We start from the raw sequence: 16,304 nt of genomic DNA, 5'->3' as shown, positions 1-16,304 counted from the left end.
TCTAAAACTATGAAAAAACTACTTACTATTTTCGTTTTTATTGCTTTTGCTTGTACTTCTAGCGTTCAAAAAAACAACGATGAAGTATCTGCTAACATCACTTTAGATCAAATGCTCATGGAAAAATCCATCTACGATTTCAAATTAAATGATATTGATGGCAACGAAGTTGACTTCAGCCAATTCAAAGGAAAAAAACTTCTTTTAGTAAACGTGGCATCAAAATGTGGCTATACGCCTCAATATGCTGATTTACAAAAATTAAACGAAGAGCATGGAGATGATGTAGTCATCCTTGGTTTTCCAGCAAATAATTTTGGAGGACAAGAACCAGGAACTAATGAAGATATCAAACAGTTTTGCAGCGCCAATTATGGAGTGACTTTCCAAATGTTTGATAAAATCTCTGTAAAAGGTGCAGATAAGCACCCATTATACAGATGGTTGTCAGATAAAGATTTGAACGGATGGAATGACAAAGAGCCAACTTGGAATTTTTGTAAATATTTTATCGATGAGAATGGTGAATTAAAAAAATTCTTCGCATCTTCGGTAAATCCAATGGATCAAGAAATTATCCAATTGATAAAATCTTAAACAGAGAGTTGTTTATGTCACCATGACCTGTTTTCATGCCGAAGACAGGTCTTTTTATTACCTTAGCTGAAAATTTACAACGTGGAAATCACTCTAGCCAGTAAAAAACAAGCTTGGCTTCATGCTATTCGTTTGAGAACACTTCCTTTAGCCCTATCTAGTATCTTGATGGGGTCTATTTTGGCGGCATACCAGGGGAGTTTTCGTTTTGAGGTATTCATCCTTGCTGCTATCACAACTATTTTTCTTCAAATTCTCTCCAATCTTGCCAATGATTATGGAGATAGTGTTCATGGTGCAGATAGTCAAGATCGCGAAGGTCCTGTCAGGGCAGTTCAATCAGGTGTAATCAGTTTAGCATCGATGAAAAAGGCGATGATTCTCTTTGCCTTTTTGTCATTGGTGAGTGGCTTAGCTTTGCTTTACATCAGTTTAAATGATTGGCTGTTATTCTTTATCTTCCTCGGGCTAGGGGTTTTAGCGATTATTGCCGCTATCACTTACACTTCCGGCGCAAAGCCTTATGGATATGCTGGTTTGGGAGATATATCAGTTTTTATCTTTTTTGGACTCTTAGGGGTATCAGGAACATATTTCCTTCACACCCTGAGTTTTGATTGGGCAAATTTATTACCTGCGATTTCTTTAGGACTATTCAGTGCAGCAGTGTTGAACATTAATAATATTAGAGATATCGCATCAGACACCAAAGCAGGAAAGAAATCTATTCCTGTAAGAATTGGCAGAGATGCAGCTATCACTTACAATTGGTTTTTAATCCTTGGAGGCAATTTCAGCATCATCATATTTGCTTCCCTCGAATCTTCATGGTGGGCTTTGTCTCCCTTGCTGATTTTACCTTTGATGATCAAAGTAGGTTTAGGTGTGAGCAAAGGTCAAAATTCAAGTATGATTGATCCATTTCTTAAAAAAATGGCAATTTCAACTTTGCTTTGGGTGGTTGTATTTGGCTTAGCATGGATTATTTTCAATTAATAGTTCATTCCATTTAAATTGATTGGTAATTTTTTGTATTTTCCTGAATCGATAAAAAACTAACGACATGAAAACTATTCTTGTACCCTTTGATTTTTCGGATCAAGCAGAAAATGCTTTTGAATTTGCTCAAGGATTGGCAAAAAAGACCAATGCTCACCTCAAACTACTTCATGTTTTGGAGACCCCAACAATGACATCCCTAGGAACAATGGGAACTGTGGAATCTGGATATGGAATAGACCAAATCTATGTTATGGAGTTGGTAGAGAAAAGAAAAAAGCAATTGGCAACTATAGAAGCCGAACTAGCCAATGCAGATTTTAAATTTTCCACAAAGCTTATTTTTGGAAATCCCTATGCTGGAATCTCTAAAGAGGTGGCTGAGTTTGATGCAAATCTTATTGTGATGGGTTCAAAAGGAAGTAGTGGCCTAGAAGAGCTCTTGATTGGAAGTAATACTGAAAAAGTTGTAAGGAATGCTACTTGTCCTGTCATCACGATCAAAGACAAAAGAGATGTAAATGAAATTAAAACAATTGTATTCGCAAGTGATTTCACTAAAGAATCTGCGACAGTAGTCAATAAATTAAAAAAACTAGCCAACGCACTTCAAGCCCAACTATGCTTGGTGAAGATCAATACTCCAAGCATGTTTGAAAATAGTAGAGATTCTTTCAGAAGCATGCAGGAATTCATCAAAGAGCACGAGTTGGAAAATACCAAAATTGAAATTTATAATAGCTCCTCAGAAGAAGAAGGCATCATAGAATATGCCGAAGACATCAATGCTGATATGATTGCAATGGCTACACATGGGAGAACAGGCTTCCTACATCTCTTAAGCGGAAGTATTGCTGAGGATGTTGTCAATCATGCCAAGCGGCCTGTATGGACGATGAAAGTAAAATAAGAATATGGCTAAAAACAAAAATAACGACTGGAAAAAGAGAGATGGCGTGGTGTATTCCACTAGTGATAATTTTGAATTTGACCTAAATGATGGTGAGGAACACCAAACCCTACCTCCTCAACAGCAAAACCTAAAAGTCATGCTGGACAAAAAGTCCCGAGGTGGCAAACAGGTCACTTTAATAGCTGGATTTGTTGGTAGTGATGAGGACTTGAAAGAATTAGGGAAAATGCTGAAAAATAAATGTGGTGTCGGAGGAAGTGCCAAAGACAATGAAATCTTAATCCAAGGAGACCACAGAGACAAAGTAGTCACAATCCTGCAAGCAGCTGGCTACAAAGCCAAAAGGTCAGGGGGCTAATTTCATTTCACGATGATTAGCAACGAGATATTTCGTAATTTTAACACATATTTATGCGGATAATCGTCAAAAATCAAACTATTGAATGAAATAAAATTAATCCAATTGATGATCTGCATAGCAAAATAAGTACTTAGACAATCATTTGAAAGAAACAGATCGCTCAAAAAATCAGCGATCTGTTTCTTTTTGTAATACATTTGAACTCGAGTATCAAGTCATACAATCTTATGAATAGTCAATTTTTAAAATCTAGATTAATTTACATTTCTGAGGTTTTGCTCTTAATTCCATGCTACCCTTTTTTAATGCTTGCGGGAAAAAACCTCAGAAAGAAAATCATCAAATTACCCCCACATAGTGAGTATTTGGAATTTTTACCAAACACAAATAATCCAAATCTATTAATCATTGGCGAATCGACAGCTGCTGGAGTTGGGGCAAGTCATACCGACACAACTTTTGCAGCTCAAATGGCAGCCTCTATGGAGACGGGAAACATTTATAACATAGGAAAAAATGGGCTGAAAGCTTCTGGGCTTAATGTTAGATTTCAAAAGCATAAAGACACCTTACCTCTTTCATTCGATACCTGTGTAATATTGATCGGAGCTAATGACTGCTTCCAATTCACCCCACCCTCAAAATTCAGCACAGGATTAGAACAATTTATCAGAGAGTTGATCAAAACTTCCTCTTGCAAAAAAATCATCATCCCCCTCATCCCTCCTGTCCATCAATTCCCAGCTATTCCAAAAATTATCAGGTTTTTTCTTGGATTTCACAGGAAAGTCTTGGGCTTGGAAGTCAAGCAAATTGCTCTTCGATATTCAAAAGTGACATTTATTGATCAAAACGAATATTATGAACCAGCGTTTTTTGCTGAAGATGGAATACATCCTTCGGATTTGGGTTACAAAAGAATGTCTGACATGATACTAGCTCAGATAAAAGAAAAAGGTAGCCAATACTAGCTACCTTTTTACCGAAAAATTGAACCACAAACTAAACCTAATTATCAATATGTCCTTGATAATTTCGATATTGTAAACTGAAATACGAAGTAAAGCTCCTATTTGGATTTCCCAGAGCGCCAATTAATTCCTAATTCACTGAAATGACACAACATATTGCTCAGTTTGCATTAATCGTAGAAGACTATGATGATGCAATTGAATTTTACACGAAGAAACTACAATTCCAACTCTTAGAAGACACGCCTGTCTCTGAAACTAAAAGGTGGGTAAGAATAGCTCCTCCTGGGTCAAGTGATCAGCATTGCCATATTTTGCTCGCTAAAGCATCTGGAGAACAACAGAAAAACGCTATTGGAAATCAAAGTGGTGGAAGGGTTTTTCTATTTCTTTATACAGATGATTTTGAGCGAGATTATCAAAATTTACTTGATCAGGATATTAAGATTTTCAGAGATCGATCTACAGAAAGCTTCGGTAAGGTAGTAGTATTTGAAGATCTTTATGGTAATCTATGGGATTTGATAGAACCCATAAAAAAATCATGACCAAGCTTCAAATTGCAAAACTTATTTCAATCGTCGGGCATCCCCTTTTAGTGGGCTCGCTTTATGTGATTTTTATAAGTTTTTATGATTTGGAAAAAAATACTGCTTTCATCATATCGATCGCTATTTTGTCAGTTGTTACTTTTCCCATATTATTCCACAATTACATCAAGACCAAAAAGGGAACATACAGTAACTTTGATGTCTCTGATCAGAAACAAAGACGGGGATTTTACCCATTCAGTATCCTTCTTTTTGCAATCTGCCTGATTCTATTTGTGACACTTCATTTTCCAAAAGTAGTCCTTGTCACTACTGCTTCTTTTTTGGGGATGCTCATTTCGATGGCTTTGGTAAACTTCAAAATCAAAGCCTCCCTTCATTTGGCAATAGCACTATTTATTGTCCCAAAATTTTTTGAAATTTATATGATTCTTGGATTAGGGTTTTTGCTATTTGGGATTTGCATAGGCTGGTCAAGGCTGATATTGGGAAGACATACATTAAAGGAAATCAGTCTTGGAAGTATCATCGGTTTTCTATTTGGCCTTTTGAGCCTATATTTTTGATTATTAAAGAAAAAGTCACCCTTTTATCTAAAATATATAGAAAAACATTCTCCAACTTTTGCTTGTTAAGAATTGGTATTTAACTTTGCATGCATAAATGAACAGCAAATTTCTCCATATCGATTTATTTTTAGCAACAGCTCATGCTGGCACTGTTCATCATATCCATCATTCCTCCTAAGGAGGAACATCATTTACATATCGCCCAAGGAAGGCTATTGATATATTTATATAGCCCTATATCCAAATCATTTATTTGTTTTGTATTACTAAACGTATATTGCATACATGGAAAATATTATCCGTATTGCCGTTCAAAAAAGCGGAAGACTCAGCGAAGATTCATTAAGCCTTATCAAAGAATGTGGCATTAAATTTTACAATGGAACTGGAAAGTTAAAATCCACCTCCACCAATTTCCCCATAGAATTTCTCTTTCTGAGAGATGACGATATTCCTGGTTATGTCTCAGATGGCGTAGCAGATTTAGGAATTGTTGGAGAAAATGAATTGGTCGAAAAGGACAAAGAAGTGAATGTGTTAAAGAAACTCGGTTTTTCTAAATGCAGACTTTCTCTTGCCATCCCAAAAGGAGAAGACTACCCAGGAATCAATTATTTTGATGGTAAAAATATCGCCACTTCTTATCCAAAGATCCTAGGAGATTATTTGAAATCAAAAAATATCAAAGCGGAAATTCATGAGATTTCAGGCTCTGTCGAAATCGCTCCAAGTATTGGGCTTGCAGAAGGAATTTGCGATATCGTAAGCTCGGGATCTACTTTGATGATGAATGGTCTGAAGGAAGTTGAGCAGATTTTTAAATCTGAGGCTGTTTTGATTTCAAATAAATATTTAACTGAAGAAAAGAGAGCTATTGTTGACAAGTTATTGTTTAGAATGAATGCCGTTCAGACTGGTAAAAGCAATAAATATGTCTTACTTAATGCTCCAAACAAATCTTTGGATAAAATCATTTCTCTAATTCCTGGTATGAGAAGCCCGACGATCTTGCCTTTGGCACAAGAAGGCTGGTCTTCAGTACACTCAGTTTTGAGCGAAGATCAGTTTTGGGAAAATATAGAAGAACTGAGAGCGGCAGGAGCAGAAGGAATTCTTGTAGTTCCTATTGAAAAAATGGTGCTTTAATGAAGTAAAAGAGTGAAAATCAATTTAAGTATTGATTTTTTTCCTCAAACCTAAATTCAAAAACATGAAAATTTTAGTCAATCCTGTAAGAGGAGAATGGAAATCCGAACTGGCAAGGCCGGTTCAAAAGTCCAAAGACATAGAAAAAATCGTCAAGCCTATCATGCGCAAAGTGAAAAGGCAAGGTGACAAGGCATTGAAAAAATTTGCTTTAGAATATGATCATGTCACCATCAAAAATCTTTTGGCAAGCAGAGAGGAAATCAGTGCTGCTATATCACTAGTTTCTGAAGAATTGCAAAAAGCCATTTTGCAGGCGAAGGAAAATATTGAGAAATTTCACGAAGCGCAACAGAGTCCTGACTTGGTTATGGATACCATGGAAGGTGTTACCTGTATGCGTAAAACTGTCGGAATTCAAAAAGTTGGCTTATACATTCCAGGAGGTACAGCACCACTTTTTTCTACTGTTTTGATGCTTGGTATTCCTGCAAATCTTGCGGGTTGCGAGGAAATTGTACTTTGCACACCTCCCAACAAAGAGGGCAATATTCACCCTGCTATACTTTATACTGCCGACTTAATCGGAATTGACAAAATCGTCAAAGTTGGTGGTGCTCAAGCAGTAGCTGCCATGACTTATGGAACAGAGTCTGTTCCTGCGGTAGACAAAATCTTTGGTCCAGGAAATCAATATGTAACTGCTGCCAAGCAATTGGCTGTGAAAAAAGGAGTTGCGATAGATATGCCTGCCGGACCTTCTGAGGTGTTAGTTTACGCAGATGAATCTGCCATTCCTGCCTTTGTTGCCTCAGATTTGCTTTCACAAGCAGAACATGGTGTGGATTCACAAGTAATCTTGGTCGCTTCATCTGAAAAAGTTGCTCAAAAAGTAATGAAAGAGGTAGATCTTCAAGTAGAAAAACTCTCTAGAAAAGAAATCGCCAAAAAAGCATTGGATAATTCCGTAGCGGTAGTCATTACCAATCAGGACAAAGCCATTGACTTGATCAATGAATATGCTCCAGAGCACTTGATCATTTGTGTCAAAGAAGAGGATGAAGACGAAGTGGTGAACAGAATCAAAAATGCTGGATCTGTTTTCATCGGAAACTTCACTCCAGAATCCGCTGGTGATTATGCCTCAGGCACGAATCATACGTTGCCAACTTATGGCTATGCGAGAAATTACAGTGGGGTTTCTTTAGACAGCTTTACCAAAAAAATCACCTATCAAAAAATCACTGCGAAGGGAATTCAGAACATCGGTCCGACCATAGAAATCATGGCTGAAAACGAACTGTTAGAAGCTCACAAGAATGCAGTTACCATCCGTCTAAATTATCTAAAAGAAAATTCCTGATGGCTTTCGATCTAGAAAAATTACTTCGACCACACATCAGCAAAATCAAGCCTTACTCTTCCGCTCGTGATGAGTATTCTGGAAAAGCTGGGATATTTCTTGATGCCAATGAAAATCCATTTGGCTCGATGGCTGAGGGAAAATTCAACAGGTATCCTGATCCTTATCAATTTGATATCAAACAGAAGTTAGCTGTAGTCAAAGGTGTAGCAACCAATCAAATTTTCTTGGGAAATGGCAGTGATGAAGCGATAGATTTGTTGATGCGCACATTTTGCAGACCAGGGATTGATAACATCATCTTGCTCCCTCCTACTTATGGCATGTATGAAGTCAGTGCGGGTATCAACGATATCGCTATTCAGAAAGTAAATCTTACTCCTGACTATCAACTTAGACCTGGTGCTATTATGGAGGCAGTCAATGAAAACACAAAAATCATCTTCATTTGCTCACCAAATAACCCAAGTGGCAATAAAGTTAAAAGAGCAGATATTCATCAGATTTTGGATAATTTCCAAGGCTTGGTGGTAGTGGATGAAGCATATATTGATTTCAGTGATGAACCAAGTTTCACGACGGAATTAGCGAATTATCCAAACCTCTTGGTGATGCAGACCTTCTCGAAAGCTTGGGGACTGGCTTCTTTGAGAATTGGGATGGCTTTTGCTTCAGAAGAAATCATCAAAATCCTGAATCTGATCAAACCTCCTTACAACATCTCAGGATTGACACAAGAGAAAGTTTTGGAAGCCTTGGATAATGCTCCAGCGATCAAAAAAGTCATTGAAGATACTTTTGTTGAGAGAGCATTTCTGGAAAAGGAAATTGAACAACTTTCATTTGTACAGAAAATTTACCCTTCTCACGCTAACTTCATCCTTATCAAAATGGATGGTGCAAGGAAGATTTATGAATACCTAATCGAACAAACCATCATTATCAGAGATCGCTCAAAAGTGATTCTTTGCGAAGACTGTTTGAGAATATCTGTTGGAACAAGAACTGAAAACGAAGCTTTATTGAAAGCATTGAAGCTATACAACCCATGAAAAAAGCATTATTTATAGACCGTGATGGTACAATTATCATTGAACCACCAATTGATTTTCAAGTAGATAGTCTAGAAAAACTAGAGTTCTATCCCAAAGCACTGAGCAATTTGAGGAAAATCGCTGAGGAATGTGACTTTGAATTGGTTATGGTTACCAATCAAGACGGATTGGGAACAGCTTCTTACCCTGAAGATACTTTTTGGCCTGCGCACAATAAGATGATGACAACTTTAGAAAATGAAGGAATCCATTTTTCTGCTGTGCATATTGACAGGTCATTTGAACATGAAAATCTGCCCACCAGAAAACCTGGTATTGCTATGCTTACCGAGTATCAAAATGGTGCATATGATTTAGCCAATTCCTATGTGATAGGCGACCGAAAGACAGACGTTCAATTAGCAAAAAATCTAGGAACCAAAGCTATTTTCATTGGAGATCAGCTTGATGAAGCGACCTTTTCAACCAAATCTTGGGATGAGATTTACGAATTTCTGAGACTTCCTGCCAGAAAAGCTACAGTAGAGCGAAAGACTTCTGAGACAGATATCAAAATCAGCCTTAACCTTGACGGAACAGGAAAATGTAACATCAGCACAGGTTTGCATTTCTTTGACCATATGCTAGAGCAACTAGGCAAGCATGGAGGGACAGATTTAGAAATCCATGTCAATGGAGATTTGCATATCGATGAACATCACACCATCGAAGATACCGCTTTGGCACTTGGTGAAGCTTACTTAAAAGCGCTTGGAGACAAAAAGGGCATCTATAGATATGGATTTTTACTTCCAATGGATGATGTTTTGGCTCAATGTGCCATTGATTTTGGAGGACGACCATGGATGATGTGGGAAGCTGAATTCAAAAGAGAAAAAATCGGTGAAATGCCGACAGAAATGTTCTATCATTTCTTCAAATCCTTCTCCGACACAGCCAAATGCAACCTCAATATCAAAGCTGAGGGTTCAAACGAACACCATAAAATCGAAGCAATCTTCAAGTCCATGGCAAGAGCCATCAAAATGGCTGTTAAAAGAGACCTTAACGCCCTCAATCAACTTCCGAGTACGAAAGGGGTTTTGTAAATATTGAATAAAATACAAGCGAGAAAAATTAACTTTTCTCGCTTGTATTTTGAAGACACATTCACATGAATGTGTTATAAAGTTGTATAAACAAAACCAATAGGGAAAAAATAAGTAAAATGAAAAATCCTACCTTGTATTTATCTTTTTCAGTTTTCATAGCACATCATCGCATTTTTAGTTTACCAAATACTTCTTTACTTTTTCAATAATGACCAATCAAATTAAAAAATCCCAATAATCAAAACCCACATTTGATTAAATTTCAAAATATTTTAAAAGAAAAGATATGAATGGCATCATGTTCCAAATCATATGAAAGAGTATAGAAAATAAAATACCTTTTTGATAAAAAACATATGTAAATAACAATCCACTAAATATTCTTGTAATAACCACAAAAAAAGTGTTCCCAAAATTTGCTAGCCAATTAAAATCGTAAAAATCAATATGTAAAACCCCAAAAATGAGCGCAGAAAAATAAATGATAAATCTTCTATTAACTCGGACTCCAATGCTCACCATAAAAAAAAGAAGAAAAAAATAGCAAACAAAAAGCGATAATATTATCCATGAATCATGAAATAAAACAACTGCTCCTATCAAACTTATTAAAATTTGATAAAGTTTAAGACCTGTATGCAACCTACAAGTTAATTCCTCTAATATTGGAGCCAAAATGATCATATTTAAAAAAACAATCCATAGTGTTTTGTCCTTAAACATTAAATCTGAATTACCATAGTTAAAATTGAAAAGTAAATACGAGAAAACAAGTAAAAACACGTAAAATGAGAGTTTGAGAATAAAAGCACGAAATAAAAATTTTCTTACTGTAATCTTATTTTCTGTTTCGACAGATCCTGTTTTAATAAAAGAATAAAAATCTCGAATAAATTTAATCATATTAAGTTAATCGTTTATTTTCTGATAATTAGAAATAAAAAGATTCACTAATTAAGATCAGAAAGTTTATTTTTCAAAAAGTATAAAAGAGGTTGCCTGATAAAGACAACTATTTTGAGTTAGTTTTAAAACAGTATTTCCTCCTCTATACTCTCGAAGATCGGCTAAACTCAAATCTTTTATATTTTCCATAATCTAAATAAATTTTCATTTTTTCCCAACCTTTTCCGGGCATTAGGAACTACCAATCTCTCCCAAGCAAATTGAATTAGCTAGCGTGTCTTTTTGCTGATTGATCATCAATATCGCTCGTCACTACGTGACTTCTGAATTACCTTATTTCATTCAGATCATGGATTGAAATCCATGACTAATATATCGGTCTCTCCTACGGAGCTGAAATATAAACCACTACATACCATCATACAAATAAAGTAGTGCCAGAGGCACGACCGATATCATAACGGTGGGTTTCAACCCACCGATCCACGAAACTTGCGACTCGGTAAAAGTCCCGTAGGGACGGACGATTATTGCTCTAAAAACAAATCAATCTTCACTTTCTGCTAAATCCTAATTCACCGCTCCTCCTCCAATATTTCAAAAACAAATAAACACAAATCAACACAGAGATTCCGATAATGAAGAAAGTCCATTTTCCATAAATCATATAACTTTCCAAGTTGTGTATGGAAGGATTAATTTTCAAAAACTCCCCAATTAATATACTCGTCAAATTGGCTACAGAATGTAAAAGAATTACTAAACCCAAACTATTTGTCTTGATAAATATATGACCAAAAACCAGTCCCATTAGTAAAGCTGTAATTACCTGAGCAGGTTGAATATGAATAATTGCAAATAAAATACTAGAAACGGTCAAGGCTAAATTATTTCCATATTTATCTCTAAGTCCATTAAGGATAATACCCCGAAATATTAATTCCTCTACTATTGGACCAATAAAAACAGCTCCAAATGAGAAGATTGAAAATAATTCCATTGCCATACCCTCGTTTTCTTTCTCTAAAAAAAAGTTAATCAAATAGTTTAGAGGATGACTAATAGCCAAAATCATAGTAACAATAAAAAACAAAGAATAAGCAATCCATCGGATGCTAGGCAACCTAAAACTAAAATTAAAAGGCCACTTTCTTTTGTTCCTTATCCAAGCATAAAGAACTATTGTTATTCCATAATTAATAAAAAGTGTAAATCCATAAATTGAATCTTCAATACCAAAAAACAAAAGAGGTATACAAATTATTGCTGAAAAAAGGAAAGGAACAACGATTAATTCAGCACTATGCAAGATTTTAGAAGGAAATTTATTTTTCATTTATGATTTTTTTCGATAAAAGAATGTGCGCACCGTAAAGCAACGATGCGCACAATTATGAATTTCTGAATTATTTTCAATTAATCTACAAATTGATTCCAAATCCAAATGCCTGCATTTGCAATGGCCTTACCTCCATTTACAACTGCTTCTGCTGTATAAATAATTGGATTGTTAGTTCCAGTCCAAGAATATTCATAATAATCAACTTTCCCTCCATAAATCTCCATCAATTCATTTTTGTTTAATTCCTTAAACTTTTCCATAATCTAAATAAATTTTCTTTTTTTCCCAACCTTTTCCGGGCATTGAGAACTCCCAATCTCTCACAAGCAAATCGAATTAGCTAGCATGTCTATTTGCTGATTGATCATGATGCTAATTTAGAGTCGCTCCGTGCATAAAAATAGCACGGAAAAATATTTTTTAAATTTTTTCCTCCAAATATATCCCTGCTGTTCTCTTCACCTAAAATCTGAAATTTGAATACGATCTCTAGCTCCTTGTCATTACTGAAAATAAAACTATTTATTTTTCTGGAATAAATAATATCAATACCATGATCCTTCAAATATTCTAAATAAGCATAAAGTTGTCTCCTACTCACCCCCAATCTCTCCCCAAATTCCTCCGGACTTCCTGTCCGCTGCTCCCTTACTAGCTTGGTTAGCTGCTGTAATCTCTCTATTTGTCTGATAAATTCCATGGTTTAGTTAATTTAGTTATGGGTAGAATAGTTAAAAGGTTGGAAGGTTAGAAGGTTAGGCTTGCAACATCCTTTTTCTAAACTCTAAGCCTCTAAACTTTTATTGTTGGTTAATTGGATTAAAGGTCAAGTGTTAAAGGTTGGACGTTGAACTATTAACGCTTAACGTTAAACATTACAGCACCACCAATTGCTTACGGATCATTTCGAAGTATTTGCCTTCTTTGGTAAGCAGCTCTGCATGGGTTCCTTCTTCGATTAGTTTCCCTTTATCCAGCACATACAAGCGATCAAAATCCTGCACAGCCGCCAACCTGTGGGTAATAAAGATGATGGTCTTGCCTTCTGTGGCGAGCATTCGGATGGTCTGCTGCACAAACTCCTCCGAGTCAGGATCTAGGGAAGCTGTAGCTTCATCTAAAATCAAGACTTCTGGATCTCTATACAGCGCTCTTGCTATGGCTACTCTTTGCTTTTGCCCTCCTGAGAGGGATGCTCCATTTTCTCCCAAATAAGTACCAAATCCATTTGGAAGGTTTTCTATAAAATCCATCATGCCCAGCTTATTGCATATACCGACTATCTTCTGCATATCGGGTTGATAATCCCCCAAAGCGACATTTTCCAATACATTTCCAGCAAAAAGGTCTATGCGCTGAGGCACCACAGAGACTATTTGTCTCAAACTGACATTGTCGATAAATTTGATATCATGTTCCCCGATATGGATATTACCCGATTGAAGAGGGTAAAGATTCTGAAGTAAGGATACCAAGGTACTCTTGCCCGATCCACTCTCACCTACAACACCCGAAATCTTCCCTTTTGGGAATGTTAAGTTTAGATCATCAAAAACATTAGCTCTTGACCCGTATCTAAATTTCACGTTTTTGAAAGTGATATCGCCCACATTTTCCTTTTTGATGGGAAAGGTATCAGCAGAACTCTCTACCTCAAGATCCATGATTTCAAAAAGCCTATCTGCTGCTATCAGAGCATTCTGAATTGTCTTGTTCATACCTATCAAACTAGAAATCGGACCAGTAAGGTAGCCTGTCAATGCGTAAAAAGACATCAGTTCACCGGGCGTAATTTCATTTTTCAGGACATAGCCTGCACCCACCCAGAGAAGAATGATTGTAAAGAGCCTCGAGACTACTTCCGAAGATGTCCCTGAGAAGATATTGTTCATTCCTGATTGATAGACTGTCCTCAATAAAGAGACAAACCTCACCTCTGTTTTGATATTGGCATGGTCTTCAGCCCCAAATCTTTTGATCGTACCCGCCGAGGTAATGGATTCTACGAGCTGAGATTCTAACTCTGCTGATTCTTCCATCAGTCTTCTTTCAATTTTTTTATTCAAACTATTGGTCACCAAATATATGATGGTATAAAGTGGAATGACCAGCAACATAACCAAAGCCAACTTCCAATAGAAAGTAAACATCAATGCAAATGAAAAGAGGACGATAAAAATATTGACCAAAAAGCCAATAGAAACATCGTTGATAAATGCACGGATTTTCACTGCATCATTGACTCTGGAGATAATCTCACCTACCCGCATGGTATCAAAAAACCGCTGGGGCAAGGTGAGCAAATGCTTATAATACCCCAAAATCAATCTGGCATCGATCCGTTGACCTACCTTGATGATAAATAGGGTTTTGTAAACACCGATTACTATTTGCATCAATAGCAAAGCAATCATCCCAATAGACATTAAATTCAGCAAATTGGTATTTCTTCCTATAAACACATGATCAATGATCTTTTGAACATAGATAGAAGTTGACAGTCCCAAAATAGTATATAAAACTGCTCCAACCAGAGATTGTACCATCACACCTTTATGTGGTCTGACCAAAAACCAAAACCTACTCCATGTACTTACTTTTTCACTAATTGCTTTGAATTCATCATTGGGCATAAGAAGGACAAGTACCCCTGTCCACATTTCTTTGAAAGCATCTGGGCTGACCTTGTGCATTTGTCCATCACCAGGATCCATATACTCCACAGTCTTATCATTTACTTTATATAAGACTACAAAATGGTGTAAGACCTTCTTTACGATCACATGAGCAATAACAGGCATCGGAACATCTTTCAAGGCATCAAAATCACCTTTTACACCTTTTGCTGAGAAGCCCATCTTGGTTGCAGCTTCAATCAACCCAAGGATATTAGTTCCCTTTTGGTCAGTCGAAGCCATCTGACGGATTTTGGCTACTGGCATCTCCAATTTGTAAAATGCAGCTACTGAGGCCAGACATGCAGCACCACAATCAGTAATATCTCTTTGTTTGATTTTTATTCCCATTGTTGTAAAAAATTAATTTAAGCTTTGAACTTGGGGGTTGAGCCAATTATCTACTTTATCATATAATAATTGGAATAAGGACCTCCGAGCAATTACAAACCTGGCATTATAAGTCATTCCTTTTTTTACATAACCCTCCTGACCATTGGATAAAATTAAAGATGGATTGTCTAAAGCACAGGTAACCAAAAAACCAGCTTCTCTTTCATTCAATAATGATAGATCATCAGCAATATCTACTACTTTTCCTGTAGCAATTCCCCACTGGTTGTAGTTGTAGGCATCAATTTGGAAACTCACTTCTTGACCTTTTTCGATAAAGGCAATATCCATAGGAGAGATGTAGGTCACTGCCAACAATGTCGTATCGGGAGAGATTTCTGCTAATTTTTGTTGGGGATGGACAAAATCACCCTTATTAAGGTTCAATACATTAATCAAAGTCCCGTTGGTACCTGCGATGACTTTATATTGATCCATTTGTTCAGAAAAGACACTTTTTTGATTTAGCAAGCGAATCCTTTCGTTTTGGTGGTTGACCAGTTCCTGTTCCCACAGATTCCTCTGCTGTTTCCTAATCAGGTCGAGCTGTGATTTTGCCTGTTTATATTGTACATCAGCCACATCATAATCTGCAAAAGCCAAGGCATTGCCATCAAACAGTGTTTGTGCTCTTTCGAAATCCCTCTCTAGTTTCTGCACTGCTGCATCTTGGTTGTTAAATTTCGTTTGATACTCAAGCAATATAGCTTGATAGAATTTTGACCTCAGTGATACCGGCTCCATAACATAAGTTGATAAATCTAACTTTAGGAGTTTATTGAGATCATGGATAAATTCGTCCAAAACAGTCAATCTTTCCTCCAAGCCTTGCATTTCAAGGTTCAAAACCTCGCCCCTTATAACCGCCAAAACATCTCCCTTTTTAACCTTTTGGTTTTCTTTCAGATTCCATATTTCCAATCTTCCACTTACCGAGCTCATCAGAGAATTGCGCTGCAAAGCTGACTGAAAAGTCCCCCTAGACTGTACGGCAACATCCACATAGATCAAAGGCATTGCGATGATCCCAGCAAATAAAATCCCAAGAAACAAAAGATAAATTACTTTGGATCGCACACTGATATGTGAATCATAAACTTCAACAGATTGATTGATAATAGCTGTTGGAAAAATCTTCGTATTCATATTTGCAAAATTTTAAAAGATCGGAAAAATCAGATAATGATTAAAACATAAAATTAGTTATACATGTAAATAAGATTACGAATGGTTTCTAAGTTGAAATAAACTTGATAAAAATATAAACCAGCAGCAAAGTTTCAAAAATAAAAATCTTGAATTAAACTGATTTATTGCCGGTAAAACAATTTGATAACCTCCCATAACCTGAATAAATTATATTTATTAATAT

The 16,304-nt window shown here is 36.3% G+C and carries 16 protein-coding genes; 11 read left to right on the top strand and 5 right to left on the bottom strand.

What is annotated here, in order from left to right; genetic code table 11:
* Window positions 1-9: 9 nt before the first annotated feature.
* The 11 genes from IEV57_RS06915 to hisB all read left to right on the top strand — a co-directional run bounded on the left by IEV57_RS06915 (window position 10) and on the right by hisB (window position 9,613).
* Entirely contained in the window at window positions 10-597 is a 588-nt protein-coding gene (locus tag IEV57_RS06915) for a glutathione peroxidase (protein WP_188441023.1), read from the top strand.
* 81 nt (window positions 598-678) lie between these two features.
* The gene (locus IEV57_RS06910) at window positions 679-1,593 is read left to right on the top strand and encodes a 1,4-dihydroxy-2-naphthoate polyprenyltransferase (protein ID WP_188441021.1); all 915 of its coding nucleotides are present in this window, start codon (window positions 679-681) and stop codon (window positions 1,591-1,593) included.
* 67 nt (window positions 1,594-1,660) lie between these two features.
* On the top strand, window positions 1,661-2,506 hold the full coding sequence (locus IEV57_RS06905; protein ID WP_188441019.1) for a universal stress protein: 846 nt from the start codon (window positions 1,661-1,663) through the stop codon (window positions 2,504-2,506).
* 4 nt (window positions 2,507-2,510) lie between these two features.
* Entirely contained in the window at window positions 2,511-2,867 is a 357-nt protein-coding gene (locus tag IEV57_RS06900; RefSeq protein ID WP_188441017.1) for a translation initiation factor, read from the top strand.
* 230 nt (window positions 2,868-3,097) lie between these two features.
* The gene (locus tag IEV57_RS06895) at window positions 3,098-3,841 is read left to right on the top strand and encodes an SGNH/GDSL hydrolase family protein (RefSeq protein WP_188441015.1); all 744 of its coding nucleotides are present in this window, start codon (window positions 3,098-3,100) and stop codon (window positions 3,839-3,841) included.
* Between the two features lie 143 nt (window positions 3,842-3,984).
* A complete protein-coding gene (locus tag IEV57_RS06890; RefSeq protein WP_188441013.1) occupies window positions 3,985-4,389 on the top strand; it encodes a VOC family protein in 405 nt (134 codons plus the stop codon).
* Window positions 4,386-4,958, top strand: a complete 573-nt coding sequence (locus IEV57_RS06885) for a phosphatase PAP2 family protein (protein WP_229744257.1) — start codon at window positions 4,386-4,388, stop codon at window positions 4,956-4,958. Before IEV57_RS06890 ends, IEV57_RS06885 begins: the two co-directional genes overlap by 4 nt.
* Before the next feature lie 288 nt (window positions 4,959-5,246).
* Window positions 5,247-6,107: an ATP phosphoribosyltransferase gene (gene hisG / locus IEV57_RS06880; RefSeq protein WP_188441009.1), complete on the top strand. Its 861-nt coding sequence runs from the start codon at window positions 5,247-5,249 to the stop codon at window positions 6,105-6,107.
* A gap of 64 nt (window positions 6,108-6,171) precedes the next feature.
* Complete coding sequence (gene hisD / locus IEV57_RS06875; RefSeq protein WP_188441007.1) at window positions 6,172-7,470, top strand: histidinol dehydrogenase; 1,299 nt, start codon at window positions 6,172-6,174, stop codon at window positions 7,468-7,470.
* Complete coding sequence (gene hisC, locus IEV57_RS06870) at window positions 7,470-8,522, top strand: histidinol-phosphate transaminase (protein ID WP_188441004.1); 1,053 nt, start codon at window positions 7,470-7,472, stop codon at window positions 8,520-8,522. Before hisD ends, hisC begins: the two co-directional genes overlap by 1 nt.
* Window positions 8,519-9,613 (top strand): bifunctional histidinol-phosphatase/imidazoleglycerol-phosphate dehydratase HisB, encoded by a 1,095-nt coding sequence (gene hisB, locus IEV57_RS06865; RefSeq protein WP_188441002.1) that lies wholly within the window; start codon window positions 8,519-8,521, stop codon window positions 9,611-9,613. Before hisC ends, hisB begins: the two co-directional genes overlap by 4 nt.
* Window positions 9,614-11,075: 1,462 nt before the next feature.
* Here hisB and IEV57_RS06855 read toward each other — a convergent pair.
* The 5 genes from IEV57_RS06855 to IEV57_RS06835 form a co-directional block, all read right to left on the bottom strand.
* Window positions 11,076-11,858 carry a CPBP family intramembrane glutamic endopeptidase gene (locus tag IEV57_RS06855; RefSeq protein ID WP_188440998.1) on the bottom strand — a complete coding sequence of 261 codons (783 nt, stop codon included), beginning with the start codon at window positions 11,856-11,858 and terminating at the stop codon, window positions 11,076-11,078.
* An 80-nt stretch (window positions 11,859-11,938) separates the two neighbouring features.
* Window positions 11,939-12,124, bottom strand: coding sequence for a bacteriocin (locus tag IEV57_RS06850; RefSeq protein ID WP_188440996.1), 186 nt, complete (start codon window positions 12,122-12,124; stop codon window positions 11,939-11,941).
* Window positions 12,125-12,228: 104 nt separating this feature from the next.
* Window positions 12,229-12,564, bottom strand: a complete 336-nt coding sequence (locus IEV57_RS06845; RefSeq protein WP_188440993.1) for an HTH domain-containing protein — start codon at window positions 12,562-12,564, stop codon at window positions 12,229-12,231.
* Window positions 12,565-12,739: 175 nt separating this feature from the next.
* Window positions 12,740-14,890, bottom strand: coding sequence for a peptidase domain-containing ABC transporter (locus IEV57_RS06840; protein ID WP_188440991.1), 2,151 nt, complete (start codon window positions 14,888-14,890; stop codon window positions 12,740-12,742).
* A gap of 12 nt (window positions 14,891-14,902) precedes the next feature.
* The gene (locus IEV57_RS06835; RefSeq protein ID WP_188440989.1) at window positions 14,903-16,078 is read right to left on the bottom strand and encodes an HlyD family secretion protein; all 1,176 of its coding nucleotides are present in this window, start codon (window positions 16,076-16,078) and stop codon (window positions 14,903-14,905) included.
* Between the last annotated feature and the right edge of the window lie 226 nt (window positions 16,079-16,304).

The organism is Belliella aquatica, from assembly GCF_014637795.1.
GTDB classification, from domain to species: Bacteria; Bacteroidota; Bacteroidia; order Cytophagales; family Cyclobacteriaceae; genus Belliella; species Belliella aquatica.
The sequence above is the reverse complement of the archived record's forward strand: the minus strand, read 5'-3'. Positions and strand labels throughout refer to the sequence as shown.